The 23122-nt window shown below is 72.3% G+C and carries 24 protein-coding genes; 17 read left to right on the top strand and 7 right to left on the bottom strand.

Annotated elements, in window-relative coordinates; translation table 11 throughout:
• Positions 1-241: 241 nt before the first annotated feature.
• Both D7223_RS24755 and D7223_RS24750 read right to left on the bottom strand, forming a co-directional pair.
• Positions 242-928 (bottom strand): response regulator, encoded by a 687-nt coding sequence (locus D7223_RS24755; protein WP_120730827.1) that lies wholly within the window; start codon positions 926-928, stop codon positions 242-244.
• Positions 929-2005: 1077 nt separating this feature from the next.
• A complete protein-coding gene (locus D7223_RS24750) occupies positions 2006-2932 on the bottom strand; it encodes a RecB family exonuclease (RefSeq protein WP_120730826.1) in 927 nt (308 codons plus the stop codon).
• Between the two features lie 82 nt (positions 2933-3014).
• Here D7223_RS24750 and D7223_RS24745 point away from each other — a divergent pair, with 82 nt between their 5' ends.
• The 3 genes from D7223_RS24745 (at position 3015) to D7223_RS24735 (ending at position 5827) form a co-directional block, all read left to right on the top strand.
• On the top strand, positions 3015-4169 hold the full coding sequence (locus tag D7223_RS24745; RefSeq protein WP_238162192.1) for a M50 family metallopeptidase: 1155 nt from the start codon (positions 3015-3017) through the stop codon (positions 4167-4169).
• A complete protein-coding gene (locus tag D7223_RS24740) occupies positions 4166-5173 on the top strand; it encodes a tRNA (adenine-N1)-methyltransferase (protein ID WP_120730825.1) in 1008 nt (335 codons plus the stop codon). The genes D7223_RS24745 and D7223_RS24740 overlap by 4 nt, the downstream gene beginning before the upstream one ends.
• Positions 5174-5254: 81 nt before the next feature.
• A complete protein-coding gene (locus D7223_RS24735; protein ID WP_120730824.1) occupies positions 5255-5827 on the top strand; it encodes a hypothetical protein in 573 nt (190 codons plus the stop codon).
• A gap of 23 nt (positions 5828-5850) precedes the next feature.
• On the opposite strand, the gene D7223_RS24730 is transcribed toward D7223_RS24735, so the two are convergent.
• Entirely contained in the window at positions 5851-6144 is a 294-nt protein-coding gene (locus tag D7223_RS24730; protein ID WP_120730823.1) for a ferredoxin, read from the bottom strand.
• Positions 6145-6322: 178 nt separating this feature from the next.
• Between D7223_RS24730 and arc the strand changes: the two genes are divergently transcribed.
• The 6 genes from arc (at position 6323) to prcA (ending at position 12511) form a co-directional block, all read left to right on the top strand.
• Entirely contained in the window at positions 6323-8104 is a 1782-nt protein-coding gene (gene arc, locus D7223_RS24725) for a proteasome ATPase (RefSeq protein WP_120730822.1), read from the top strand.
• A 206-nt stretch (positions 8105-8310) separates the two neighbouring features.
• A complete protein-coding gene (dop, locus tag D7223_RS24720) occupies positions 8311-9828 on the top strand; it encodes a depupylase/deamidase Dop (protein ID WP_120730821.1) in 1518 nt (505 codons plus the stop codon).
• A 127-nt stretch (positions 9829-9955) separates the two neighbouring features.
• A complete protein-coding gene (locus D7223_RS24715) occupies positions 9956-10171 on the top strand; it encodes a ubiquitin-like protein Pup (RefSeq protein ID WP_067366797.1) in 216 nt (71 codons plus the stop codon).
• Positions 10172-10192: 21 nt separating this feature from the next.
• On the top strand, positions 10193-10879 hold the full coding sequence (locus D7223_RS24710) for an endonuclease VII domain-containing protein (protein ID WP_238162191.1): 687 nt from the start codon (positions 10193-10195) through the stop codon (positions 10877-10879).
• Positions 10798-11637: a proteasome subunit beta gene (gene prcB, locus D7223_RS24705; RefSeq protein WP_186832221.1), complete on the top strand. Its 840-nt coding sequence runs from the start codon at positions 10798-10800 to the stop codon at positions 11635-11637. The genes D7223_RS24710 and prcB overlap by 82 nt, the downstream gene beginning before the upstream one ends.
• A gap of 52 nt (positions 11638-11689) precedes the next feature.
• Positions 11690-12511 carry a proteasome subunit alpha gene (gene prcA, locus D7223_RS24700; protein ID WP_120730819.1) on the top strand — a complete coding sequence of 274 codons (822 nt, stop codon included), beginning with the start codon at positions 11690-11692 and terminating at the stop codon, positions 12509-12511.
• A gap of 51 nt (positions 12512-12562) precedes the next feature.
• Here prcA and rfbB read toward each other — a convergent pair whose 3' ends face one another.
• Positions 12563-13537, bottom strand: a complete 975-nt coding sequence (gene rfbB, locus D7223_RS24695) for a dTDP-glucose 4,6-dehydratase (RefSeq protein WP_120730818.1) — start codon at positions 13535-13537, stop codon at positions 12563-12565.
• Positions 13538-13637: 100 nt separating this feature from the next.
• Here rfbB and pafA point away from each other — a divergent pair, with 100 nt between their 5' ends.
• Together pafA and D7223_RS24685 are read left to right on the top strand one after the other, a co-directional pair.
• A complete protein-coding gene (gene pafA / locus D7223_RS24690; RefSeq protein ID WP_120730817.1) occupies positions 13638-14996 on the top strand; it encodes a Pup--protein ligase in 1359 nt (452 codons plus the stop codon).
• Positions 14997-15065: 69 nt separating this feature from the next.
• The gene (locus tag D7223_RS24685; RefSeq protein WP_120730816.1) at positions 15066-15251 is read left to right on the top strand and encodes a hypothetical protein; all 186 of its coding nucleotides are present in this window, start codon (positions 15066-15068) and stop codon (positions 15249-15251) included.
• 33 nt (positions 15252-15284) lie between these two features.
• Here the strand turns inward: D7223_RS24685 and D7223_RS24680 are convergent, their stop codons facing one another.
• From D7223_RS24680 to D7223_RS24670, 3 genes are all read right to left on the bottom strand, one after another.
• Positions 15285-16376 carry a DUF3866 family protein gene (locus tag D7223_RS24680; RefSeq protein ID WP_120730815.1) on the bottom strand — a complete coding sequence of 364 codons (1092 nt, stop codon included), beginning with the start codon at positions 16374-16376 and terminating at the stop codon, positions 15285-15287.
• Positions 16377-16470: 94 nt separating this feature from the next.
• Positions 16471-17532, bottom strand: coding sequence for a hypothetical protein (locus tag D7223_RS24675; protein ID WP_120730814.1), 1062 nt, complete (start codon positions 17530-17532; stop codon positions 16471-16473).
• A complete protein-coding gene (locus tag D7223_RS24670; RefSeq protein ID WP_186832393.1) occupies positions 17529-17882 on the bottom strand; it encodes a PadR family transcriptional regulator in 354 nt (117 codons plus the stop codon). Before D7223_RS24670 ends, D7223_RS24675 begins: the two co-directional genes overlap by 4 nt.
• A gap of 208 nt (positions 17883-18090) precedes the next feature.
• Here D7223_RS24670 and D7223_RS24665 point away from each other — a divergent pair, with 208 nt between their 5' ends.
• The 6 genes from D7223_RS24665 to D7223_RS24640 all read left to right on the top strand — a co-directional run bounded on the left by D7223_RS24665 (position 18091) and on the right by D7223_RS24640 (position 23073).
• Positions 18091-19089, top strand: coding sequence for a helix-turn-helix transcriptional regulator (locus D7223_RS24665; protein ID WP_120730812.1), 999 nt, complete (start codon positions 18091-18093; stop codon positions 19087-19089).
• Positions 19086-20111, top strand: a complete 1026-nt coding sequence (locus tag D7223_RS24660) for a helix-turn-helix transcriptional regulator (RefSeq protein ID WP_120730811.1) — start codon at positions 19086-19088, stop codon at positions 20109-20111. The genes D7223_RS24665 and D7223_RS24660 overlap by 4 nt, the downstream gene beginning before the upstream one ends.
• A gap of 10 nt (positions 20112-20121) precedes the next feature.
• The gene (locus tag D7223_RS24655; RefSeq protein ID WP_120730856.1) at positions 20122-20370 is read left to right on the top strand and encodes a hypothetical protein; all 249 of its coding nucleotides are present in this window, start codon (positions 20122-20124) and stop codon (positions 20368-20370) included.
• A 205-nt stretch (positions 20371-20575) separates the two neighbouring features.
• Positions 20576-20929, top strand: a complete 354-nt coding sequence (gene tatA / locus D7223_RS24650) for a Sec-independent protein translocase subunit TatA (RefSeq protein WP_120730810.1) — start codon at positions 20576-20578, stop codon at positions 20927-20929.
• An 18-nt stretch (positions 20930-20947) separates the two neighbouring features.
• On the top strand, positions 20948-21901 hold the full coding sequence (tatC, locus tag D7223_RS24645; protein WP_120730809.1) for a twin-arginine translocase subunit TatC: 954 nt from the start codon (positions 20948-20950) through the stop codon (positions 21899-21901).
• A 566-nt stretch (positions 21902-22467) separates the two neighbouring features.
• Positions 22468-23073: a response regulator transcription factor gene (locus tag D7223_RS24640; RefSeq protein ID WP_120730808.1), complete on the top strand. Its 606-nt coding sequence runs from the start codon at positions 22468-22470 to the stop codon at positions 23071-23073.
• Positions 23074-23122 lie beyond the last annotated feature (49 nt).

The raw sequence follows: 23122 nt of genomic DNA, 5'->3' as shown, positions 1-23122 counted from the left end.
TCCGGGCGGAGTCGAGGCGGATTTCGCGCTGCGGGTAGCCCCCATCGCCACTCAGGGTTGACCCTGACCGACCGGGAAGGCGAAGCCATTCCCACGGCCGCGCCGAGCCTGCCCCGTGACGCCGCGTCAGGGTCAACCCCACCGCGCCCCCGCTGGTCACGGTAGGTGACGCCGACAACGGCGCCGTCGCACCACGGACCCATCCCGTCGTACGCCGGAAGAGGTACGCCGCGAGCACGCCCTACGCCCGGGGACGGACCAGACCCGACTCGTACGCCAGCACCACGGCCTGCACCCGGTCGCGTAGCCCCAGCTTGGTGAGCAGGTGGCCGACATGGGTCTTGATCGTGGTCTCGCTTACCGACAACGCCCGGGCGATCTCCGCGTTCGACAGCCCCCGGGCCACCTGCACCAGCACCTCGCGCTCCCGGTCGGTGAGCGTGCTGAGCACCCGCGGCGGAGTGGCCGCCGGATCGGGCAGCACGCCGGCGAACCGGTCCAGCAGCCGGCGGAGGATCCGCGGCGCCACCACCGCGTCCCCGGCAGCGACCGTGCGGATGGCCGCCACCAGGTCCTCCGCCGGGACGTCCTTGGCCAGGAAACCGCTCGCACCGGCCCGCAGCGCCCCCACCACGTACTCGTCCAGGTCGAACGTCGTCAGGATCAGCACCCGCACCGGCAGCCGGGCGTCGACGATCGCCCGGGTGGCGCTCACCCCGTCCATCCGGGGCATCCGGACGTCCATCAGCACCACGTCCGGCAGCAGGCGGCGGGCCAGGTCCACCGCCTCCACGCCGTCTCCGGCCTCGGCCACCACGTCCAGGTCGGCCTCCGCGCCCAGCACCATCCGGAAACCGGTCCGCAGCAACGGCTGGTCGTCCACCAGCAGGATGCGGACCGGACGTGTCCCGGTCGTGCCGTCGGTCATCTGCTCTCTCCCCGTGCTCCGGGCGGCGCCCGGGTGCTGCGGTCCAGGCGCCCGCGTCCAGGCGCTGCGGTCAGGTGCTGCGGTCCGCGCGCTGCCGGCGGGCTTCGCCTTCGGCGTCGCGGTGCCGAGCGTCGTCCAATGTTCCGGGCTTCACTCGTGTTCGGGCTTCCACCCGTGTTCCGGGACGGTGCCCGGGTGTGCCGTCGTCGACCGGAGCCGGTCTCCGGTCGCCACCGGTCTCCGGTCGGTACCGGCCGGACCCGTACCCCGTCCGCCGTCCGGAGCCGCAGCGCCGCGGCCTCGGTGAGCTGGTCCGGTCGCGCCCGAACCCGCCGGAAACCACCGTAGACGGTGGCAGCCTGCCGACCCCGACGGTTCCGGTGCCGACCTGGTCGGGTCTGGGCGGGACGAGCCCGTGCGGCGCCCATGATCTTCAGGGGGACCCTACCGGTCGGGGACGGCCGGCGTGGCCCCGGTTCACCGCCGGACGTCACCGTCCCATTCCAAGATCCACTCGGTGTCATTGATATCGGGGTGTCCCGGGCGGCGATCACCCCGATATCAATGACATCGAGTGGATCTTGGGGGATCCGTACCGCTGGTCGCGCGCGGACGGATGCGACCCGCGAGAGAACGCCCAGGAGTGTGCCCGGCCACCGCGCGGAACGGGCGGATCCGGCGAGAAAGGCCGGTCGTCGCGGTGGGGGCCACACCAGGGCGCCGATTGGCCCGGGCCGGGACCGCCGCGGGTTCGGGCCGGCCACCGCCGTCGCGCCGAGCCGACCGAGGCCGTGCGGACCAGGTGGACGGGCAGGGCTACCGGACCGGGTGGGTGGGTGTGAGGACGGTGCGGGGGCGGTCCGGGCGGGCGCGGATGGGCCGCCAGAGTGCGGGACGGTGCCGGGCGGACCGCCGGGGTGCGGGACGGTGCGGGTGGGCCGGCGGGGTGCGAGGACGGTGTGGGTGGGCCGGTGGGCGCGCGAGGACCGGTCGGGGGCGGGGCGCGGGCGAAACGCCGGAAGGGCCGCCGGGATGCGCGAGGGCGGGGGACCGGGTGGTGCGGGGTCGGGCGGGGCGTTACTCGTCGGCGCCGGGGGGCACCGGCGTGGTCCGGGCGTCGCGCAGCGGATCCGGGGTGGCCACCCGGACCGGGAACGGCGGTGGGGTGCCGCCGTAGCTGGGGCAGAGCGCCTGGTGGCTGCACCAGTCGCAGAGCCGGCTCGGGCGGGGCCGGAAATCCTGCGCGGCGGTCGCCGCCTCGATCGCCCGCCACAGCGCGACCACGGTGCGCTCGAAACGCACCAGCTCCTCGGCGTCGGGGGCGTAGTCGCAGACCTCGGCGTCCTTGAGGTAGAGCAGCCGCAGCACCCGCGGCACCACGCCCCGGGTGCGCCACAGCACCAGGGCGTAGAACTTCAGCTGGAACAGCGCCCGGGCCTCGAACGCCTCCCGGGGCGCGCCGCCGGTCTTGTAGTCGACCACCCGCAGCGCGCCGTCCGGGGCCACGTCCAGCCGGTCCAGGTAGCCCCGGATCAACAACTCCCCGTCAACCACCGCGGAGATCAGGCTCTCCCGCTCCGCCGGCTCCAGCCGGCGCGGGTCCTCCACGGTGAAGTAGCCCTCCAGCAGCCCGGCGGCCGACCGCAGGAACGCCGCCGTGGCCTGCTCGTCACCGTCGGCGAACAGACCGGACAGCTCCGGCTGCTCGGTGACCAGCCGGTCCCACTGCGGGGACACCAGGTCGCCGGCGGCGTCCGGGGTCCGGCCGGTCGCCGGCAGGTCGAACAGCCGCTCCAGCACCGCGTGCACCAGCGTGCCCCGGGCCTGCTCGACGGTCGGCCTCTCGGGCAGCCGGTCGATGCTGCGGAACCGGTAGAGCAGCGGGCAGGTCTTGAAGTCCGCCGCGCGCGACGGCGACAGCGACGCCCGCACCGTCGCCGGCAGCTCGGCCGGCACCTCGGGGGAGGGCTCGGGCTGCTGGGTCGTCACCGGTTCCGCCGTCATGTCCGGAAGGTTAGGCCACCGGTCCGACACCATCCGGGTCGCCGCTCCGGTTGGTGATCTCCCGCCGCGTAGCATCGGGCCGGTGGAGCGGACCAGACGAGCACCCCGCCGGAGCGGCCGGAGTCCCGGTGTCACGGTGGGCCGGGTCTTCGGCGTACCGCTGCACCTCAACAGCTCGATGGTGTTGCTGGCGCTGCTGGTCACCGTCCTCTACGCGGAGTTCGCCCGCCGCCAGCTCGACCTGCCGCAGATCGCCGGCTACCTGATCGGCTTCGGCTTCGTGGTGTCGCTGCTCGGCTCGGTGCTGCTGCACGAGCTGGGCCACGCGTTGACCGCCCGCCGGTACGGCATCGGCGTGCGCGGGATCACCCTGGAGCTGCTCGGCGGGTACACCGAGATGGACCGCGACGCCCCGTCCCCGCGGGTGGACCTGCTGGTGTCGCTGGCCGGGCCGGCGGTGTCCGCCGTGCTCGGCGTGGCCGCCGTCGCCGCCACCCTCGCCCTGCCCGACCGGACGGTGCTCAACCAGCTCGCCTTCCAACTGGCGGTCAGCAACGTCATCGTGGCCCTGTTCAACATCCTGCCCGGGCTGCCGCTGGACGGCGGACGGGCGCTGCGGGCCGCCGTCTGGGCGGCGACCGGCGACCGGCACCGCGCCACCGAGATCGCCGGGTGGGTGGGCCGCGCGGTCGCCGTCGGCACCGTGCTGCTGGTGGCCCTGCTCACCCTGTGGGGCTTCCTCGCGCCGCTGGCGCTGCCGCTGATGCTGTTGGTCGCCTTCACCCTGTGGCGCGGCGCCGGGCAGTCCATCCGGGTGGCCCGGGTCAGCCGTCGGCTGCCGCTGATCGACCTGGCCCGGCTGGCCCGGCCGGCGCTCTCCGTACCCACCGGCACGCCGCTGGCGGAGGCCGAGCGCCGCCGCGGCGCCGGACCCCGACCGGATGCCGCGGTGCTGGTGGCGGACTCCGCGGGCCGCCCGGTGGGCCTGGTAGACCCGGCCGCGGCCGGGGCCGTACCCGTCGAGCGCCGCCCCTGGCTGGCCGTCGACGCGGTGGCCCGGTCCCTGGACGGCCTGCCCGCGATGCCGGTCGGACTGGACGGCGAGCGGGTGCTGGAGTTCGTACGGACCCACCCGGGCGCACAGTACGTCGTGACGTCAGGCGAAGATGTCGTCGGCATCCTGCACATCGCGGATCTGGCTCAGCTCCTCGAACCTCACCGGAAGATGAACACGTGACCGCAACTCCCTCCGCCGCCCCGCTCGACCCGGGCGCCACCGCCGTCGTTCCGGCGCCGCCCCCCGTGCACCGCGGACCGTTCCGCGTCGGTGACTGGGTGCAGCTGACCGATCCGAAGGGCCGGATGCACACGGTCACGCTGGAGCCGGGCAAGGAGTTCCACACCCATCGCGGCATCCTCAAGCACGACACGCTCATCGGCCTGCCCGACGGCAGCGTGGTGACCACCTCCGGCGGGGGCACGGCGTTCCTCGCGCTGCGCCCGCTGCTGTCGGACTACGTGCTGTCGATGCCGCGCGGCGCGCAGGTGATCTACCCGAAGGACGCCGCGCAGATCGTCGCGATGGGCGACGTCTTCCCCGGTGCGAAGGTCCTGGAGGCCGGCGCCGGGTCCGGCGCGTTGAGCTGCTCGCTGCTGCGGGCCGTCGGCACCACCGGCGAGCTGCACTCCTACGAGGTGCGCGACGACTTCGCCCAGATCGCCCGGCGCAACGTGGAGGCGTTCTTCAACGGCCCGCACCCCGCGTGGCAGTTGCACGTCGGCGATGTCGCCGGGTGCGCCGAGACCGGCTTCGACCGGATCATCCTCGACATGCTCACCCCCTGGGAGACCCTCGACATGGTCGAACGGGCGCTGGTGCCCGGCGGGGTGTTCATCGGCTACGTGGCCACCACCCCGCAGCTGTCCGAGCTGGTGGAGGCGCTGCGCGAGCGCGGCGGCTGGACCGAGCCGCGGGCCTGGGAGTCGCTGGTGCGCGACTGGCACGCCGAGGGTCTCGCGGTCCGGCCCGACCACCGCATGATCGCCCACACCGCGTTCCTGGTGTCCGCGCGTAAGCTCGCCCCCGGCGTCACCGCGCCGCCGCGCCGCCGCAAGCCCAGCAAGGGCGTCGAGGCGTACGAGCAGCGTCGGGCGGTGCTGCGGGAGGCGGAGGCGGCCCGGCAGGCGGCGGCCGCCTCGGCGACCGTGGTGGAGTCGGACGTGGCGGCGGACCGGCCGTGACTGCCGAGCGGGGCGGGTGGGAATGATGGTGCGGACGCTCCCGGCGTACGCGTACCGGGGGCACGACTGCGGGGAGGCGGCATGAAACGGCCGGGCTTCGGCGGCGGCGACCTGCCGGCGGTGTTCCCGGACTGGTCGCCCTACCAGGACCTGGAGTCGGCGGCCCGCGCCTACCTGCGGGACCCGGACGTGGCGCTGGAGGCGCTCGGCGGGGTGCTGCGCGGGGCGTCGGTGCTCGGGTTCACCCTGGAACGCTTCGTCAACGAGGTCAACGGGGTGTGGCAGGAGGTCGTCGTCTGCGACGGCAGCCGGCTGATCCTGTGGCACGGCGAGGACGTCCCGCCCGGCGAGGGGCCGCCCGGCTCGATGACGTCCTCCCTGCGGGTCGTCCCGGTCAGCACGGTCACCGAGGTCGGCTGCCGGCGCCGGCTGACCCGCGACGAGGGCGGCGCCGTCCGGGTCGACAGCATCGACGTCTATCTGCTGCTGACCTCGCTGGACGAGGCGCCGCCCGTCGAGGAGGTCGTCGGCGGGCCGCGCCACGACGCGTTGCGTTTCGGCAAGACGATCGACGACGGCGGCGCCGGCCAGATCGCCCGGTTGGAGGAGTTCGCCCGGCTGGTCGCCTCGGTGGTCGGCCGCCCGATGCTCTGAGCGGGGCAGCGCCGACCCCGAGGTCAGTCCTCGGCCTCCGGGCCGGCGACCTCGACGCCGTCGCTGCCACGCACCACGTGGATGCAGTCGCCCGGGCACTCCTTCGCCGAGTCGATCACCTCCAGGCGCAGGTGCTCGGGGACGTCCACCCGGGCGCCCGCCGTCTGGCGCAGCTCGCCGTCGGGTCCCTTCACGTAGGCCAGGCCGTCGATGTCGAACTCGAAGACCTCGGGCGCGTACTGCACGCAGAGCCCGTCGCCCGTGCACAGATCCTGGTCCACCCAGACCTGCAGTTGGTCGGTCGCGACCTCGGCCACCGGTGCACCCCCCATGTTCTCCCGTCCCACCCCTCGACGGTACCCGAACGCCCGTTCCGGCCCGCCGACCCACCCTTGGCGATCAAGGTTCGGTGACGAGGGCGTTGCGTGGGACCGAATCGGCCTCATAGCGGCTAGTGTTAGGGCAGAACGTTCAAGCCCCCCGGGGAGGTGGGACGTGGCACGCAGCGACGACGCGGACTCGCGCGCCGCACGGTGGGAGAAGGAGGCCCACGATCTCTCCACGCAGGTCGCGTTCCTTCAAGAGGAACTCGCTCTGGTGCGGCGCAAGTTGACCGAAAGCCCCCGACACGTCCGGCAGCTCGAAGAGCGGCTGGCGGCCACCCAGGCGCAGTTGGCGCGGCTGACCGACAACAACGACCGGCTCGTGAGCACCCTCAAGGAGGCTCGCGCCCAGATCGTGACGCTCAAGGAGGAGATCGACCGCCTCGCGCAACCGCCGAGCGGCTACGGCGTCTTCCTGGCCCGGCACGACGACGGCACGGTGGACGTGTTCACCGGCGGTCGCAAGCTCCGGGTCGCCGTCTCGCCCTCGCTCGACGTGGACGAGTTGCGACGTGGCCAGGAGGTGCTGCTCAACGACGCGCTCAACATCGTCGACGCGTTCGGTTTCGAGCGGGTCGGCGAGGTGGTGATGCTCAAGGAGATCCTCGCCGGTCCCGACGGAGTGCCCGGTGACCGGGCGCTGGTGGTCTCGCACTCGGACGAGGAGCGGATCGTGCACCTCGCCGAGACCCTGATCGGTTCGCCGATCCGGGCCGGCGACTCGCTCATGATCGAGCCCCGCTCGGCGTACGCGTACGAGCGGATCCCGAAGAGCGAGGTCGAGGAGCTGGTGCTGGAGGAGGTGCCCGACGTCGACTACACCGACATCGGCGGTCTCCAGTCGCAGATCGAGCAGATCCGCGACGCGGTGGAGCTTCCCTTCCTGCACGCCGACCTGTTCCGTGAGCACCAGCTCCGCCCGCCGAAGGGCATCCTGCTCTACGGCCCGCCGGGCTGCGGAAAGACGCTGATCGCCAAGGCGGTGGCCAACTCGCTGGCGAAGAAGATCGCCGAGCGGTTGGGCAAGGACCGGCACACCAGCTTCTTCCTCAACATCAAGGGCCCGGAGCTGCTCAACAAGTACGTCGGCGAGACCGAGCGGCACATCCGGCTGATCTTCCAGCGGGCTCGGGAGAAGGCCGGCGAGGGCACGCCGGTGATCGTGTTCTTCGACGAGATGGACTCGATCTTCCGGACCCGTGGCTCCGGTGTCTCCTCCGACGTGGAGAACACCATCGTCCCCCAGCTGCTCAGCGAGATCGACGGCGTCGAGGGCCTGGAGAACGTGATCGTGATCGGTGCCTCCAACCGGGAGGACATGATCGACCCGGCCATCCTGCGCCCCGGCCGGCTCGACGTGAAGATCAAGATCGAGCGGCCGGACGCCGAGGCGGCCAAGGACATCTTCTCCAAGTACATCCTGGCCGGGCTGCCCCTGCACCCGGACGACCTGACCGAGCACGGCGGCGACCCTCAGGCCACCGTGGCGGCGATGATCGACGCGGTCGTCCTGCGGATGTACTCGGAGACCGAGGAGAACCGCTTCCTCGAGGTCACCTACGCCAACGGGGACAAGGAAGTCCTCTACTTCAAGGACTTCAACTCCGGCGCGATGATCCAGAACATCGTCGACCGGGGCAAGAAGATGGCCATCAAGGAGTTCCTCACCTCCGGGCGCAAGGGGCTCCGGCTCCAGCACCTCCTCGACGCCTGCGTCGACGAGTTCCGGGAGAACGAGGACCTGCCCAACACCACCAACCCCGACGACTGGGCCCGCATCTCCGGCAAGAAGGGCGAGCGGATCGTCTACATCCGTACGCTCGTCTCCGGCGGCAAGGGCGCCGAGGCCGGCCGGTCCATCGAGACCGCCAGCAACACCGGCCAGTACCTGTAGTTCGACCGCGACACCGGCGGGGCGGCGCCACCACGGCGCCGCCCCGCCTCGCGCGATCCCCGCGGTGGGGCGGGCGTACGGCGGCGGGTCGACGCGGGGACGACCCGCGGTGCCCGCCCCGGGCCCGGCACGCCACGCGCCGCCCACCCGCCGACTACGCTCGACATTGACGGGGACCGGTCGGGCGAGGGAATGCGGGTAGGTCGATGAGCGTAAGACGGATCATGGGCACCGAGGTCGAGTACGGCATCTCCGTGCCCGGCCAGGCCGGGGCGAATCCGATGGTCACCTCGTCGCAGGTGGTCAACGCCTACGGAGCGCGTCCCGAACTCAACCGTGGTGGCCGTGCCCGCTGGGACTACGAGGAGGAGTCGCCGCTGCGCGACGCCCGCGGCTTCACCTACTCCGGGGCCGCGTACGACCCGGCCGAGGCGCTCGCCGACGAGGACCTCGGCCTGGCCAACGTGATACTCACCAACGGCGCCCGCCTCTACGTCGACCACGCCCACCCCGAATACTCCACCCCCGAGGTGACCACCCCGCGTGACGTGGTCCGCTGGGACAAGGCGGGGGAGCGGGTGATGGCCGAGGCGTCCCGCCGGGCCGCCACCATCCCGGGCACCCAGCCGATCCACCTCTACAAGAACAACACCGACAACAAGGGTGCCAGCTACGGCGCCCACGAGAACTACCTGATGCGCCGGCAGACGCCCTTCGCCGACATCGTGGCGTACCTGACGCCGTTCTTCGTGACCCGGCAGATCGTCTGCGGCGCCGGCCGCGTCGGCATCGGCCAGGACGGCGGCCAGAGCGGCTTCCAGATCTCCCAGCGGGCCGACTTCTTCGAGGTCGAGGTGGGACTGGAGACGACCCTCAAGCGGCCGATCATCAACACCCGCGACGAGCCGCACGCCGACGCCGACAAGTACCGCCGGCTGCACGTCATCATCGGCGACGCGAACCTGTCGGAGATCTCCACCTACCTCAAGGTCGGCACCACCGCCCTGATCCTCACCATGATCGAGGAGAAGGCGCTCGGTGCCGACCTCGGCATCGCCGACCCGGTCGGCGAGCTGCGCGCGGTCAGCCACGACCCGTCGTTGAAGCACCTGATGCGGCTGCGCGACGGCCGCCGGTTGACCGCGCTGGACCTGCAGTGGGCCTACCTGGACCGGGTGCGCTCCTTCGTGGACGACCGGTACGGCGACGACGTCGACGAGCAGACCGCCGACGTGCTGGACCGCTGGGAGGACGTCCTGGACAAGCTCGGCCGGGATGCCTTCCTCTGCGCCGACCAGCTGGACTGGGTGGCCAAGCTGCGGCTGCTGGAGGGCTACCGGGAGCGGGAGAAGCTCGGCTGGGGCTCGCACAAGCTGCAACTGGTCGACCTGCAGTACTCCGACGTCCGCCCGGAGAAGGGCCTCTACCACCGGCTGGTCTCCCGGGGCGCGATGCGGACGCTGCTCACCGACGAGGAGACCCGCCGGGCGATGACCGAGCCGCCGGAGGACACCCGGGCCTACTTCCGGGGTCGCTGCCTGGCCCAGTACGCCTCCGAGGTGGTCGCCGCGAGCTGGGACTCGGTCATCTTCGACGTGGGTCGGGAGTCGCTGGTGCGGGTGCCGATGATGGAGCCGGAGCGGGGCACCCGCAAGCACGTCGGTGCCCTGTTCGACCGTTGCGAGAGCGCCAAGGACCTGTTGGAGACCCTGACCGGCCGCTGACCCGTCGACCGCTTCCCCGACGTACGCCGGACACGATTGCCCGCCGGGTGCCGCAAGCGGCGCGCGGCGGGCTTTTCGTCGCCTCCGCGAGGTAAGTTCATCGCAGACGATCGTGGAGGAGGCAGTCATGGCCACTCGTGACAGCGGCGGGCAGTCCCAGTCCGGCAAGTCCCGGCAGGGCGAGGAGATCGAGGACGTCACCACCGAGGCGAACCCGGAGGTCGCCGAGCGGCACGCCGAGATCACCGAGGACGTCGACGACCTGCTCGACGAGATCGACTCGGTCCTCGAAGAGAACGCCGAGGAATTCGTGAGAGGTTACGTACAAAAAGGAGGTCAATGATCATTTTGGGTCGAATCGGACGTGCCGCGCTCATTGGATGATCAAGACGGCCAGCGCCGTTGCCGCGACTGCGGGGAGTGGAAGCCGCTCGATGAGTTCTGCACGAGCAGCAAGCGTCCGAGCGGTCGCGGCAGCTACTGCAAGCCGTGTTTCGGCGTGCGCTCGAAGGCGAGCTACGCGAAGCGGGTGAAGGAGAAGCAGGGTCGAGAGGTGAGGGTCGCGCGAGAAGTGCCGGAAGGACATCGCTTCTGCGCCGACTGTGGAACCGTCAAGCCGGTGGCCGACTTCCCCCGCAATCGCTCAGATAGCACGGGCTACGCCACGTACTGCAAGCCCTGCCACAACGCCAGGACCCACGAGACCAAGCAACGGCTGTACGGCGGCAATCGCGAATACCACCTACGACAGCGCTACGGCGTCGGTCAGAAGGAGTTCGACGAGCTCCTCGCCGAGCAGAACGGCGTGTGCGCCATCTGCGGGGGTGAAGATCCCCAACATCTGGACCACGATCATCGCACCGGGTGGGTGCGCGGGATACTCTGCTTCAACTGCAACGGTGGTCTTGGCCAGTTCCGTGACAGTCCCGCGAGGCTGGCCAGGGCGATCACGTACCTGAGAGGAACCACGTGGCAGCGGGTTTTGATCCATCCGGGCGTCTACCAGATGTGTTCACCAACGCGGGGACGTCCTCCTTCACGACCTTCCTGAGCAGGGTGGCGCCGGAGATGCTGCCCGGCCGCCGGCCGCTGCCGCCGGGCATGGCCGCCGACCTGGCGCCGCACGCGACCACCATCGTGGCGATCGTCGCCGCCGGCGGCGTCGTGATGGCCGGCGACCGGCGCGCCACCATGGGCAACCTGATCGCCCAGCGGGACATCGAGAAGGTGCACCCGGCGGACGCCTACTCGCTGGTGGGCATCGCCGGCACGGCCGGCATCGGCATCGAGCTGATGCGACTGTTCCAGGTGGAGCTGGAGCACTACGAGAAGATCGAGGGCGCGATGCTCTCGCTCGACGGCAAGGCCAACCGGCTGGCGTCGATGATCCGGGGCAACCTCGGCGCGGCGATGCAGGGCCTCGCGGTGATCCCGCTGTTCGCCGGCTTCGACCTGGCGGCGAGCGACCCGGCGCGGGCCGGGCGCATCTTCAGCTTCGACGTCACCGGTGGGCCCTACGAGGAGACCGGTTACGACGCGATCGGCTCGGGTTCGCTGTTCGCCCGCTCGGCGCTGAAGAAGCGCTTCCGGACCGGGCTGTCCATCGACGACGCGGTACGGCTGGCGGTCGAGGCGCTCTACGACGCGGCCGACGACGACACCGCGACCGGCGGGCCGGACCTGACCCGGAAGATCTACCCGGTCGTGATGACCGCGACCGCGGAGGGCACCCACCGGCTGACCGACGCCGAGACGGCGGCCATCGCCGAGGGCGTGGTCTCCGGCCGGATGGAGAACCCGGGCGGCTGAGCCCGCACCCGACCGCAGTCCCCCGCACCGCCGAAGAAGGAGAACCGCCGACGTGGCCATGCAGTTCTACGCCTCGCCCGAGCAGATCATGCGCGACCGCTCCGAGCTGGCCCGCAAGGGCATCGCCCGGGGTCGCAGCGCGGTGGTCCTGAGCTACGCCGGTGGGGTGCTCTTCGTCGCCGAGAACCTGTCCAGCGCGTTGCACAAGGTCAGCGAGATCTACGACCGGATCGGCTTCGCCGCGGTCGGCCGCTACAACGAGTTCGAGAACCTGCGTCGCGCGGGCGTGCGGATGGCCGACCTGAACGGGCTGAGCTACGACCGGCGGGACGTGACCGGGCGGGCCCTGGCCAACGCCTTCGCGCAGACCCTCGGGGCGATCTTCACCGAGCAGTCGAAGCCCTACGAGGTGGAGATGTGCGTGGCGCAGGTCGGCGCCAGCGCGGAGGACGACGAGCTGTACCGGCTGACCTACGACGGCTCGGTCAACGACGAGCCGGGCCGGATGGCGATGGGCGGCCAGGCCGAGGCGATCACCGGCGTGCTGAAGTCGAACCACCGGCCGGACATGACGCTCCAGGAGGCGGTGAAGGTCGCCGTGCAGGCGCTGAGCACCGTCGGCGGCGAGGGCGGCGCCGCCCGCACCATCGCCGCCAACCAACTGGAGGTGGCCATCCTGGACCGCCGCCGGGTGGGGCGGACGTTCCGGCGGATCACCGGCGCGGCGCTGACCGCGCTGCTGGACGGGGAGACGGTCGCCGACCCGCCGGCGGCGGAGCGTCCGGACACCCCCAGCGCGCCGACCGAGGAGGCGCACAAGCCGACCTCGTCGGCGGGTTCGGCGGATCTGGAGGGCCAGCAGCCCGAGGCGTGAGACGTCGCCGCGGGGGTCCGGGCCGGTTCCGGGCGTCCGCGGTGGGTCGGCTCAGCGGTCGGTCAGTGGCTCCCACCAGGACCGGTTCCGGCGATACCACTCGACGGTCCCGGCGAGTCCGGTGTCGATGTCGACGCGCGGCGCCCAGCCGAGTTCCCGCCGGGTGGTGGTGGTGTCCAGCGAGTAGCGCCGGTCGTGTCCCTTGCGGTCGGCGACCGGGGTGACCCGTTCCCAGCCGGCCCCGCAGGCGGCGAGGATCCGGCCGGTGAGGTCCCGGTTGGTGAGTTCCGCGCCTCCGCCGAGGTGGTAGACGCCGCCGGGCCGGCCGTGTGCCTGGGCCAGCGCGATGCCGTGGCAGTGGTCGTCGACGTGCAACCAGTCGCGGACGTTGCCGCCGTCGCCGTACAGCGGCAGGTCGTAGCCGTCGAGCAGGTTGGTGACGAAGCGCGGGATCACCTTCTCCGGGTGCTGGTACGGGCCGTAGGTGTTCGCTCCCCGGGTGACCACCACGTCCAGGCCGTGGGTGCGGTGGTAGGCCAGGGCGAGCAGGTCGGCGCCGGCCTTGGAGGCCGAGTACGGGGAGCTGGGGTCCAGGGGAGCGGTCTCGGTCCACGAGCCGTGGTCGATCGATCCGTACACCTCGTCGGTGGAGACGTGCACGAACCGGCGGACGCCGTGCCGCAGGGCCGCGTCGAGCAGGGTCTGGGTGCCCAGGACGTTGGTGGTGACGAAGGGCGCCGCGCCGGTGATGGACCGGTCCACGTGGGACTCGGCGGCGAGGTGGACGATCACGTCGTGGCCGGGCACCGTCTCCTCGACCAGGGCGTCGTCGCGGATGTCGCCGACGACGACCCGCAGCCGGGGGTCGTGCCGGACGGGGTCCAGGCTGCCGGAGGTGCCGGCGTAGGTGAACGCGTCGAGCACGGTCACCGCGTCCGCGACGAGCGCCGGCTCGGCGCCGGTCAGCAGACGCCGGACGTGGGCGGAACCGATGAACCCGGCGCCGCCGGTGACGAGGATCCTCACGGCTCGCACCGTACCGTCGCCGCCCGCCGGTGGGGGCGGGGTGTGGAACGGACGGGGTGAGCGCTGCCCATCCGGGGCCTCGGGCGGCTAATGTCTCACCATGGAGCGGCGAATCTTCGGCCTCGAGACCGAGTACGGCGTCACCTGCACCTACAAGGGGCAGCGGCGGTTGTCCCCCGACGAGGTTGCCCGGTACCTGTTCCGCCGCGTCGTGTCGTGGGGCCGGTCGAGCAACGTCTTCCTGCGCAACGGCGCCCGGCTCTACCTGGACGTCGGTTCCCACCCGGAGTACGCCACGCCGGAGTGCGACTCGGTGGTGGACCTGGTCGCGCACGACCGGGCCGGCGAGCGGATCCTGGAGGGGCTGCTGGTCGACGCGGAGAAGCGGCTGCACGACGAGGGCATCGCGGGCGAGATCTACCTGTTCAAGAACAACACCGACTCGGCCGGCAACTCGTACGGCTGCCACGAGAACTACCTGGTGTCCCGGCACGGGGAGTTCGGCCGGCTGGCCGACGTGCTGATCCCCTTCCTGGTCACCCGGCAGCTGATCTGCGGCGCGGGCAAGGTGCTGCAGACGCCCCGGGGGGCGGTCTACTGCCTGTCCCAGCGGGCGGAGCACATCTGGGAGGGCGTGTCGTCGGCGACCACCCGCAGCCGTCCGATCATCAACACCCGGGACGAGCCGCACGCCGACGCCGAGCGTTACCGGCGGCTGCACGTGATCGTCGGCGACTCGAACATGAACGAGGTCACCACGCTGCTCAAGGTGGGCACGGCCGACATCGTGCTGCGGATGATCGAGGCCGGGGTGGTGATGCGGGACCTGACGCTGGAGAACCCGATCCGGGCGATCCGCGAGGTGTCGCACGACATCACCGGCCGGCGCAAGGTGCGGCTGGCCTCCGGCAAGGAGGTCAGCGCGCTGGAGATCCAGCAGGAATACCTCACCAAGGCCACGGAGTTCGTGGAGCGGCGCGGCGGGGACCAGACCGCGAAGCGGGTGGTGGAGCTGTGGGGTCGGGTGCTGTCGGCGGTGGAGAGCGGTGACCTGGAGCCGGTGTCCCGGGAGATCGACTGGGTGACGAAGCTGCGCCTGATCGAGCGTTACCAGCGCAAGCACGACCTGCCGCTGTCGCATCCGCGGGTGGCGCAGATGGACCTGGCCTACCACGACCTGCGGCGCGGCCGGGGCCTCTACGGGCTGCTGGAGCGGCGCGGCGAGGTGGATCGGGTGGCCACCGACCCGGAGATCTTCGAGGCGAAGGAGACGCCGCCGCAGACCACCCGGGCGCGGCTGCGGGGTGAGTTCATCCGGCACGCGCAGGAGAAGCGACGGGACTTCACCGTCGACTGGGTGCACCTGAAGCTGAACGACCAGGCGCAGCGCACGGTGCTGTGCAAGGACCCGTTCCGGGCCTACGACGAGCGGGTGGAGCGGCTGATCGCCAGCATGTGACGGGTCCCGGCGGCCGAGGCGGAGGTGCGGGGGCCCGACCACCGGGCGGTTCGGTAGGCTGGCGGCGCCATGATGCCTACCGAACCCACCGGCCCCGGCTCCGAGAAGCAGAACTGGGCCGAGCGCCGCCGCCAGAAGATCCGCGACGAGATCGAGCGGAACCGGCGTGGCGAATACACCGTTCCCACCTGGGTGCTGGCCCTCGCGCTGGCGCTCATCGTCGGCGCCTGGCTGGCCCTGATCATCTTCGCCTGACCCGAACCCGCGGGACTCCGGGCCCGGCAGGGGTCAGCTGGGGGGTAGCAGGTGGGCGGCGTGTCGGCCGGACGCGGCGGCGGCGAGGAAGTAGGAGCGGTCGGCGTCGAGGCCGCGACCCATCGTGGACAGGCCGACCGGGCTGGCTCGCAGCGCCGCGTCGAGGCCGTCGGTGGGCACCCGGACGATCGTGTGCCGCGCGGCCAGCGGGGCCAGCGCCGCGTCGACCGCCCCGGCCAGGCCCGGGTCCAGGCCGTCGGGCACCACCAGCTCCGCGCGGGCCAGGGCGACCCGGCCGTACGCGGTGAGGCTGTGGTGGGACACGCCGACGTGCCGGGGCCGGGGGTCGGCGTCGGAGATCCGCAGCGAGCCGACCGGGCGTCCGCCCAGCGTGGCGACGGCGTTGACGGCCTCGCCGACGGCGACGCCGGAGAAGCCCCAGCGGGTGCCGGTGCCGAGGTTGCCGGGGCCCTGGGCGACGATCGCGACGTCGGCGCGCAGTACGTGCCGGGCGGCGAGCAGCCCGGTGTGCAGGGTGGCGGCCTCCAGGTCCCCGCCGAACGCCTGGCCGACGGTGACCGTTCCGGCCAGGTGACCGTGCAGCCCGGCGAGGGTGCGGGAGAACCAGGCGGGCAGGGCGCCGCCGTCGGTGAGCAGGTACGCCACGCGGGCGCCGGGGGCGTCGGCGTGGATGCCGGCGAGGATGGCCGGCAACGCGGAGTGCAGGTCGGCGGTGACCACCGGCAGGCCGGCCAGGTCGTCGGCGGCGGCGAGCAGGTCGTGGTGCGGTGACGCCTCCTCGTCGACGCCGAGCAGGATCGGTTGCAGCGGGGTGTAGCGGGCCTTGACGAGGTGACCGGCGGCGCGGTCCCCGGCGGCCTGCGGCGGGTCCGGCGGGAGCCGGTCCGGTACGGCGACGACCAGTGCGTACCCGCCGGTGCCGAGGCCCATCAGCAGCGCGCCGGCGTTGAGCAGCACCCGGTCGCCGGGTTCGGGGCGGCCGACCAGTTCCGGGTAGGCCAGGGCCCGCATGTCGGTGCCGTCGGGCAGGTCGACGGCGAGTTCCAGCGCGCCGGTCCACTCCCGTCGCAACGCCCTGACCGTGCCCGTCCGCCATCGCACCATGCCGGGCACGCTAGCGGGTGCCGGCGGTGGTGCCGTCCGGCGGGGCGGGTCCCGGCTCAGCCAGCGGGTTCGGCCGACTGAGCCGGGATGCCTGTCAGGTCACCGTTGCGGTGGGCCGTGCTTCGGGCTGGCGGCGGCTCATGGCGGCTACGACCAGGATCGCAAGTCCCATGGCCAGTGCTCCGTGCAATTGTTGGGCGCGGTGATCGAGAAACAGCCAGAAGTAGGCCGGGTCGGCCGGTGGGGGTTCAGATCCGGGGAAGGCGGGGTCGGCCAGCGTGTCGTACAGGCCGATGGTGGGTCCGGCGGCGAGCCACAGCGCGGTGAGGCCGAGAGCGACCACGGTCAGCCGGCGAGGCAATGTGCGGCGTCGCAGGCGATACCCTGCCCAGCCGGTGAGGAGCCAGCCGATGACGGCGCCGACGAGTCCGCCCAGCATGATCGCCACCGGTTCCCCGCGCGGCCCGGTGACCCCAAGATGAGTCGCCAGACTCGTTCCCACCGCACCGGGCGTCAGAATGGTGACGGCGGATACGGTGACGACGGCGCCATCCTTGGTCGCGTAGAACTCTTCAGAGGCCGCCTCCAGCTGCCTGCCTTCTCGAACGACCGGGGCGCCGGAGTACATCTCGCTGCCGCCAGGGGTCCAGCCCTCGGCCCGCAGGCGGGCCTTCGCTGCTTCGAGCGTCCAGTCTGATGACTGCTCGTCGGCGATGGTGACACCATTGCGTCGGGGATTTCCCAACCAGTCATGATGACTGAGTTCGGGTGCCCGCAAGGGGACACCCCGAACGGTTTCGGCAGTGTGGATGGCCGATGCGTCGGACGGCAGCGCGGCCGCCTGCCAGGCCAGCCACGAGCCCACGCCTGCTCCTACTGCTCCGAGGATCACGGCCGACAGCACGGCCGCCACCACCGCCGTACGGCCGATCGGCAACCGGAACCACTGCCGCACCGCCCCGCGCACCAGATCCACCACGTCGGCGCGGGCGGGCACTCGACGGTCCGGCTCGGCGGAGTCCATCAGCATGGTGAGGATCTCCTCGCCGTGGGCGCGGCGGTACCCGATCGGATATGCCCACAGCAGCCGCCGGTACCAGCGTTCCAGCCTGGCATGCGCCGACAGCTCCCGCATGACCTCCCCCGAGGCGGTCATGGGCGAGCCCCGAACGGGGTGGCCGTGAATCCGAATGCCACGTTCGGTCGCGCCCGCAGTCGGCTTTCCGCCGCCTCCGCGTGCTTGCGCAGGCGGCGGGCCTGCTCGGCGAGCTTGCCGGCGCCCGCGTCGGTGAGCCGGTAGTAGCGACGAAGTCGCCCGTCGACGATCTCCTGCCGGTCGACCATGACGAGTTCCTGCTCCACCAGGCGGTCGAGGGCTCCGTAGAGGGTGCCGGCCCGCAGCTTCACCGTTCCCTCGGAGAGTTCGGCGACCTCCTGAGTAACCCCGTAGCCGTGCTTGGGCCCCGTCGCCAGCGCGGTGAGGATCAAGAACGTCGGCTCTTGCATCGATGTCATGCGGGCAGATTACGTCTGCCGGTATATACCGTCAACTTGTGCCTGAAGGTGCGGCGCAGGTTCCGCGGCTCGCAGCGCCTGAAGATGCAGATCTCGTACCGCAAAACCCGAAACCCTGGGACCGGACGGCGGCGAGATGGCCCACGCCGTGCCCGCGTGGGTACCAGGTTCCGGCGCGCCGACTGCTAGCGTCTACCGCGTGTCGCGGACCCGCACCGAACGCCTGGTCAACCTGGTGATCTGCCTCCTGTCCACGCGACGGTTCCTGACCGCCGCGCAGATCGCCGCGACCGTTCCCGGCTACGAGCACGACCCGGACGACGCCCGCGACCACGAGGCTTTCCAGCGCAAGTTCGAGCGGGACAAGGCGGAACTGCGGGAGTTGGGCGTCCCGTTGGAGACCGGCACCGCCAGCGCCTTCGACGCCGAGCCCGGCTACCGGATCGCCCACCGGGAGTACGCGCTGCCGGACATCCCGCTGGAACCGGACGAGGCCGCGGCGGTGGGCATCGCGGCCCGGCTGTGGCAGCACGCCGGGCTGGCGGCGGCCGCCTCGTCGGGGCTGGCCAAGCTGCGTGCCGCCGGTGTCGACGTGGACCCGCAGGCCACCCTCGGCCTGGAACCGATGGTCACGGTCGACCCGGCGTTCGCCCCGCTGACCGCCGCCGCGCGGGACCGGCGGGAGGTGAGCTTCGACTACCGGGTGCCGGACCGGGACTCGCCGACCCGCCGCCGGGTGCAGCCGTGGGGCGTGGTCTGCTGGCGCGGCCGGTGGTACGTGGTCGGCCACGACCTGGACCGGGACGCCACCCGCTGCTTCCGGTTGTCACGGGTGGTCGGCGCGGTGCGGGCGTCGGGCACGCCGGGTGCCTACCAGCCGCCGGCCGGGGTCGACCTGATCAGCCACGTGGCGCGCTGGTCGGGGCCGGTGGAGCGGACCGGCCGGGCGACCGTGCTGGCCGCCGCCGGGCGGGCCGCCGGCCTGCGCCGCTGGGCGGTCGAGGTGACCACCGGTCCGGACGGTGACCGGCTGGTCCTGCCGTTCGCCGATCCGGACTCGCTGGCCGGGCACCTGGTGGGGTACGGGCCGGACGTGCGGGTGCTCGACCCGCCGGAGGTCCGCGAGGCGGTCATCCAGCGGTTGAAGGAGATCGCCGCCCGGCACGACGACCTCGCGGTCGCCGGGGGTGCCCGATGACCCGGCCGGCCGCCCGGGGCGGTGGTTCCCGCGCGTCGGCCGACCGGCTGGCCCGCCTGCTGAACCTGGTGCCGTACCTGCTGGCCCGCCCCGGTATCGAGATCGCCGAGGCGGCAACCGACCTGGGCGTCACCGAGCGGCAACTGCGCGAGGACCTGGAGTTGCTGTGGGTGTGCGGGCTGCCCGGGTACGGCCCGGGTGACCTGATCGACATGGCGTTCGACGGCGACCGGGTGACGATCACCTACGACGCGGGCATCGACCGGCCGCTGCGGCTGACCCCGGACGAGGCGCTGGCGCTGGTGGTGGCGTTGCGGATGCTCGCCGAGACGCCCGGGGTGGCCAACCGGGAGGCCGTCGAGCGGGCCCTGGCGAAGATCGAGAACGCGGCCGGTGACCTGGTGGGCGCGCCGGTGGAGGTGCGGCTTCCGGCGGACACCCGCCGGGTGGCGGAGCTGCGCGCCGCGGTGGAGAGCGGCCGGGCGCTGCGGATCACCTACTACACGGCGGCGCGGGACGAGTCCACCGAGCGGGTGGTCGACCCGCTGCGGATGCTGATGGTCGGCGGGCGGGCGTACGTGGAGGCGTGGTGCCGCCGGGCCGAGGGGATGCGGCTGTTCCGGGCCGACCGGATCGACGCGGTGACCCCGCTGGACGAGCCGGCCGTGGTGCCTCCACAGGCCCGCCCGCACGACCTGACCGCCGGGGTGTTCCGGCCCTCGCCGGACCTGCCGCTGATCACCGTACGGATCGGGCGGGGCGAGCGGTGGATCACGGAGTACTACCCGTGCGAGCGGATCGAGGCCGACGGCGACCGCTGGCTGGTGTCGCTGCGGGTCACCGACCTGGGGTGGGCCCGCCGGTTCGTCCTCGGTCTGGGCCCGGAGGTCACCGTCGTCGCGCCGGCCGAGCTGGCCGAGCAGGTGCGTGGCGCGGCGGCGGCGGCCCTGGACGCGTACGCGACCCCGGCGGTGCGGGTTCCTCCGCTGCCCGACCCGGCGGTGCCCGCCGGCAGGCAGTAGGGTGACCGCCGTGGTGACGTGGATAGTGGTCGCGCTGGTGCTGGTCCCGCTCGTGGTGTTCGCGCTGGCCGTCCGGCCGCTGCTGGCCCGGCTGCCCCGGCTGCGCCGGGCGGCGCTGGCGTTGCAGGGCCGTGCCGCCGAGGCGGAGACACTGCGGGAGGCCGCCGAGACGCTCCAGGAGCGCGCCGAGGCGGTGCAGCGGCAGCTCGACACCGCCGGGCAGCGGGTGGCCCTGATCCAGGCCAAGCGCGGGGAGTGATCGACGGCCGTCGCGATCGTGCGCGCTCTGCCCTGTTTTCGCGCAGGAACGCACCGTCGGAGCTGTTGACGGGACATCGCCGGTTGGTCAAGACTTCACCGGCCGGGCCCAACCCGCACCGCCCGGCGGGTGGCAACGACCCACGACGGACGTACGATGGGCTGCGGTACCACCCCTCATCGACACAGAGCGACTGGAGCTTCCCATGGGTGCCCTCAAGCCGTGGCACATCGCCGTACTCGTGGTCGTGCTGATCCTGCTCTTCGGCGCGAAGCGGCTCCCCGACGCGGCCCGCTCGCTGGGCCGTTCGCTGCGGATCATCAAGGCCGAGACGAAGAGCCTGCACGACGACGACAACCGCGACCTGGCCGAGAAGGCCGACGCGCAGGCCGGCTACCAGCCGCTGCCGCCGCACGCCGGCCAGCAGGCCCCGTACGCGCCGCAGGCCCCCTATGCGCAGCAGGCCCCGTACGGCCAGCAGGCGCCCTACCAGGCCCCGCCGCAGCAGCCGGTCGCGCCCCCGGTCGTCGACCCGGTGCAGCGCGCCCGCGACAACTGACCGGAAGGCCCGAGCATCGTGGCCTTCGCCCTGCGTAAGCGCGGTCCGACCACCTTCGAGCGGGCCGCCGACGGCTCGATGACGCTGATCGAGCACGTCCGGGAGTTGCGCAACCGGCTGTTCAAGGCGTCCCTGGCGATCCTGGTCGGCTTCGGCTTCGGCATCTGGTTGGCCAAGCCGGTCCGGCTGCTGCTCTCCCAGCCCTACTGCGACCTGCCGGCGTCGATCGACCCGCTGAGCGGCAAGTGCAAGTTCGTTCAGCTCGGCGTGGCGGACGTCTTCCTGCTCAACCTGAAGATCGGTCTGTGGGTCGGGTTGATCATCGCGGCGCCGGTGTGGCTCTACCAGCTCTGGGCGTTCATCGCGCCGGGTCTACACCGGCACGAACGGCGTTACGCCTACGTCTTCACGGCGTTGGCGGCGCCGTTGTTCGCCGCCGGTGCGTTCCTGGCGTTCTTCGTGACCACCAAGGGCCTGGAGTTCCTGCTCGACGTCTCTGGTGACGACATCGCCACCAACCTGGAGGTCACCCGTTACATCTCGTTCGTCACCAACCTGATCCTGCTGTTCGGGGTGGCGTTCGAGTTCCCGCTGATCGTGCTGATGCTCAACTTCGTCGGCATCGCCAGCGCGAAGAAGCTGCTCAGCTGGTGGCGGGTGGCGGTGTTCGTGTTCTTCGCGTTCTCCGCAGTGGTGACCCCGACGCCGGACCCGTTCGGCATGACGGCGCTGGCGATCTGCCTCTGCGCGCTCTACTTCGCCGCGGTCGGGGTGGCGTTCCTCAACGACCGCCGCAAGGGCCGGGGCAAGGAGGTCTACGCGGGCCTCGACGACGACGAGGTGTCACCGCTGGAGTTCGACGCCCCGCCGGTCGAGGCGGGCGCGCGGGTCGACGCGACCGCGCCGATCCCGGCACCGGCGCCGGTGACCGCGCCGGCACCGATCGACCGCCGCTACGACGACATGACCTGATCCGGCGCGAGTCACCCGGAAGGCCGTCCCCGGTCCGGGGGCGGCCTTCCGTCGTCGGTGGCTGCGGCGTCCGCACGTCCACCTCGGTACCTCGGCGCGGGACCGCCGCGCGTCCGGGCCGGCCGTATACCGCATGACATGCCCGGCGTCAGCCGCCGCGTCGGCAATCCGTCACGGGACACCGCCACCCAGGGAATGGGTGATCGGATCCTTACCATGTGTCAACGATCCGGCCAGGGAGGGCGCTTCCCAGTGCGTCGTTCGACGGGCAGGCAACGCCCCGAGGTACCCGGTGGGGCAACCGCCGCGGTGGGGGGCGTTCCGGCGCTGCGGGCCGAGCCCGGCGGCCGGCCGCCGGACGTCGGGACCCACGCTGGTTGAGTCCGACCCGGTGAGTCGCCGCGGTGGTGCGGTCGCACCGCCCGGCGCGCGGGTCATCGGGTACCGCTGACAGTCCACATGGCCTTCCGGTCGCGGACCGGGTCTCGTCCGCGAGAGCCGCCGCTCCGCGGAGTCCCGTGCGGGGGACCGCCTCGTGGCCGTGTGCGCAGGATCGGAGCTGCGCGTTGATTCGCGTCGTCGTTGCCGAGGAGATGTGTCTGCTGCGTGGCGCGCTGTGCGCCGCGCTGTCGAACGAGGAGGACATCGAGGTCGTCGCCGAGGTGACCGGAGTGGACGAGGTGTCGGCCGCGGTGCGCAGGCACCGGCCGGACGTGGTGCTGGTCGACCTGGCACCGGACGAACCGCAGCCCGTCGAGGTGGTCGCCGGCATCGTCACGGCGACACCCGGTACGGCCGTGCTGGCGTTGGGCCGCCAGTGGAGCCAGACCACGGTCGGAGAACTGCTGGCCGCCGGAGCCCGGGGCATGGTCGGCACCGACGCGTCGTTGGCGGCGCTGGTCGCCGCCGTGCGGGACGTCGCGGGCGGTGCGAGGGTGATCGACGCCACGGCCGCGGTGAGCGCGTTGAGCCCGCCGTGCAGCCCGCTGACCCGCCGCGAGGCGGAGGTGCTCCGGGCGGCCGCCGGCGGGCTTCCGGTCAAGGAGATCGCCCGACGGCTCTTCCTGGCCCACGGAACGGTACGCAACCACCTGTCGGCCAGCATGCGCAAGACCGGGGCCCGCAACCGGATGGAGGCGGTGTGGCGGGCACGACGGGAGGGCTGGATATAGGTGGGCAGCCGACCGGGGGTGCCGTCACCGGGTGATACCGGACGGTACG

Origin of the sequence: Micromonospora endolithica (genome assembly GCF_003626595.1) — a bacterium.
Lineage (GTDB): Bacteria > Actinomycetota > Actinomycetes > Mycobacteriales > Micromonosporaceae > Micromonospora > Micromonospora endolithica.
The sequence above is the reverse complement of the archived record's forward strand: the minus strand, read 5'-3'. Positions and strand labels throughout refer to the sequence as shown.

What these genes read in the sequence shown, in the direction of transcription:
- D7223_RS24755 (WP_120730827.1), bottom strand. Translation starts at nt 928, where the DNA reads ATGACCGACGGCACGACCGGGACACGTCCGGTCCGCATCCTGCTGGTG.
- D7223_RS24750 (WP_120730826.1), bottom strand. Translation starts at nt 2,932, where the DNA reads ATGACGGCGGAACCGGTGACGACCCAGCAGCCCGAGCCCTCCCCCGAG.
- D7223_RS24735 (WP_120730824.1), top strand. Translation starts at nt 5,255, where the DNA reads ATGAAACGGCCGGGCTTCGGCGGCGGCGACCTGCCGGCGGTGTTCCCG.
- dop (WP_120730821.1), top strand. Translation starts at nt 8,311, where the DNA reads ATGAGCGTAAGACGGATCATGGGCACCGAGGTCGAGTACGGCATCTCC.
- D7223_RS24715 (WP_067366797.1), top strand. Translation starts at nt 9,956, where the DNA reads ATGGCCACTCGTGACAGCGGCGGGCAGTCCCAGTCCGGCAAGTCCCGG.
- pafA (WP_120730817.1), top strand. Translation starts at nt 13,638, where the DNA reads ATGGAGCGGCGAATCTTCGGCCTCGAGACCGAGTACGGCGTCACCTGC.
- D7223_RS24685 (WP_120730816.1), top strand. Translation starts at nt 15,066, where the DNA reads ATGATGCCTACCGAACCCACCGGCCCCGGCTCCGAGAAGCAGAACTGG.
- D7223_RS24680 (WP_120730815.1), bottom strand. Translation starts at nt 16,376, where the DNA reads ATGGTGCGATGGCGGACGGGCACGGTCAGGGCGTTGCGACGGGAGTGG.
- D7223_RS24675 (WP_120730814.1), bottom strand. Translation starts at nt 17,532, where the DNA reads ATGACCGCCTCGGGGGAGGTCATGCGGGAGCTGTCGGCGCATGCCAGG.
- D7223_RS24670 (WP_186832393.1), bottom strand. Translation starts at nt 17,882, where the DNA reads ATGCAAGAGCCGACGTTCTTGATCCTCACCGCGCTGGCGACGGGGCCC.
- D7223_RS24660 (WP_120730811.1), top strand. Translation starts at nt 19,086, where the DNA reads ATGACCCGGCCGGCCGCCCGGGGCGGTGGTTCCCGCGCGTCGGCCGAC.
- tatA (WP_120730810.1), top strand. Translation starts at nt 20,576, where the DNA reads ATGGGTGCCCTCAAGCCGTGGCACATCGCCGTACTCGTGGTCGTGCTG.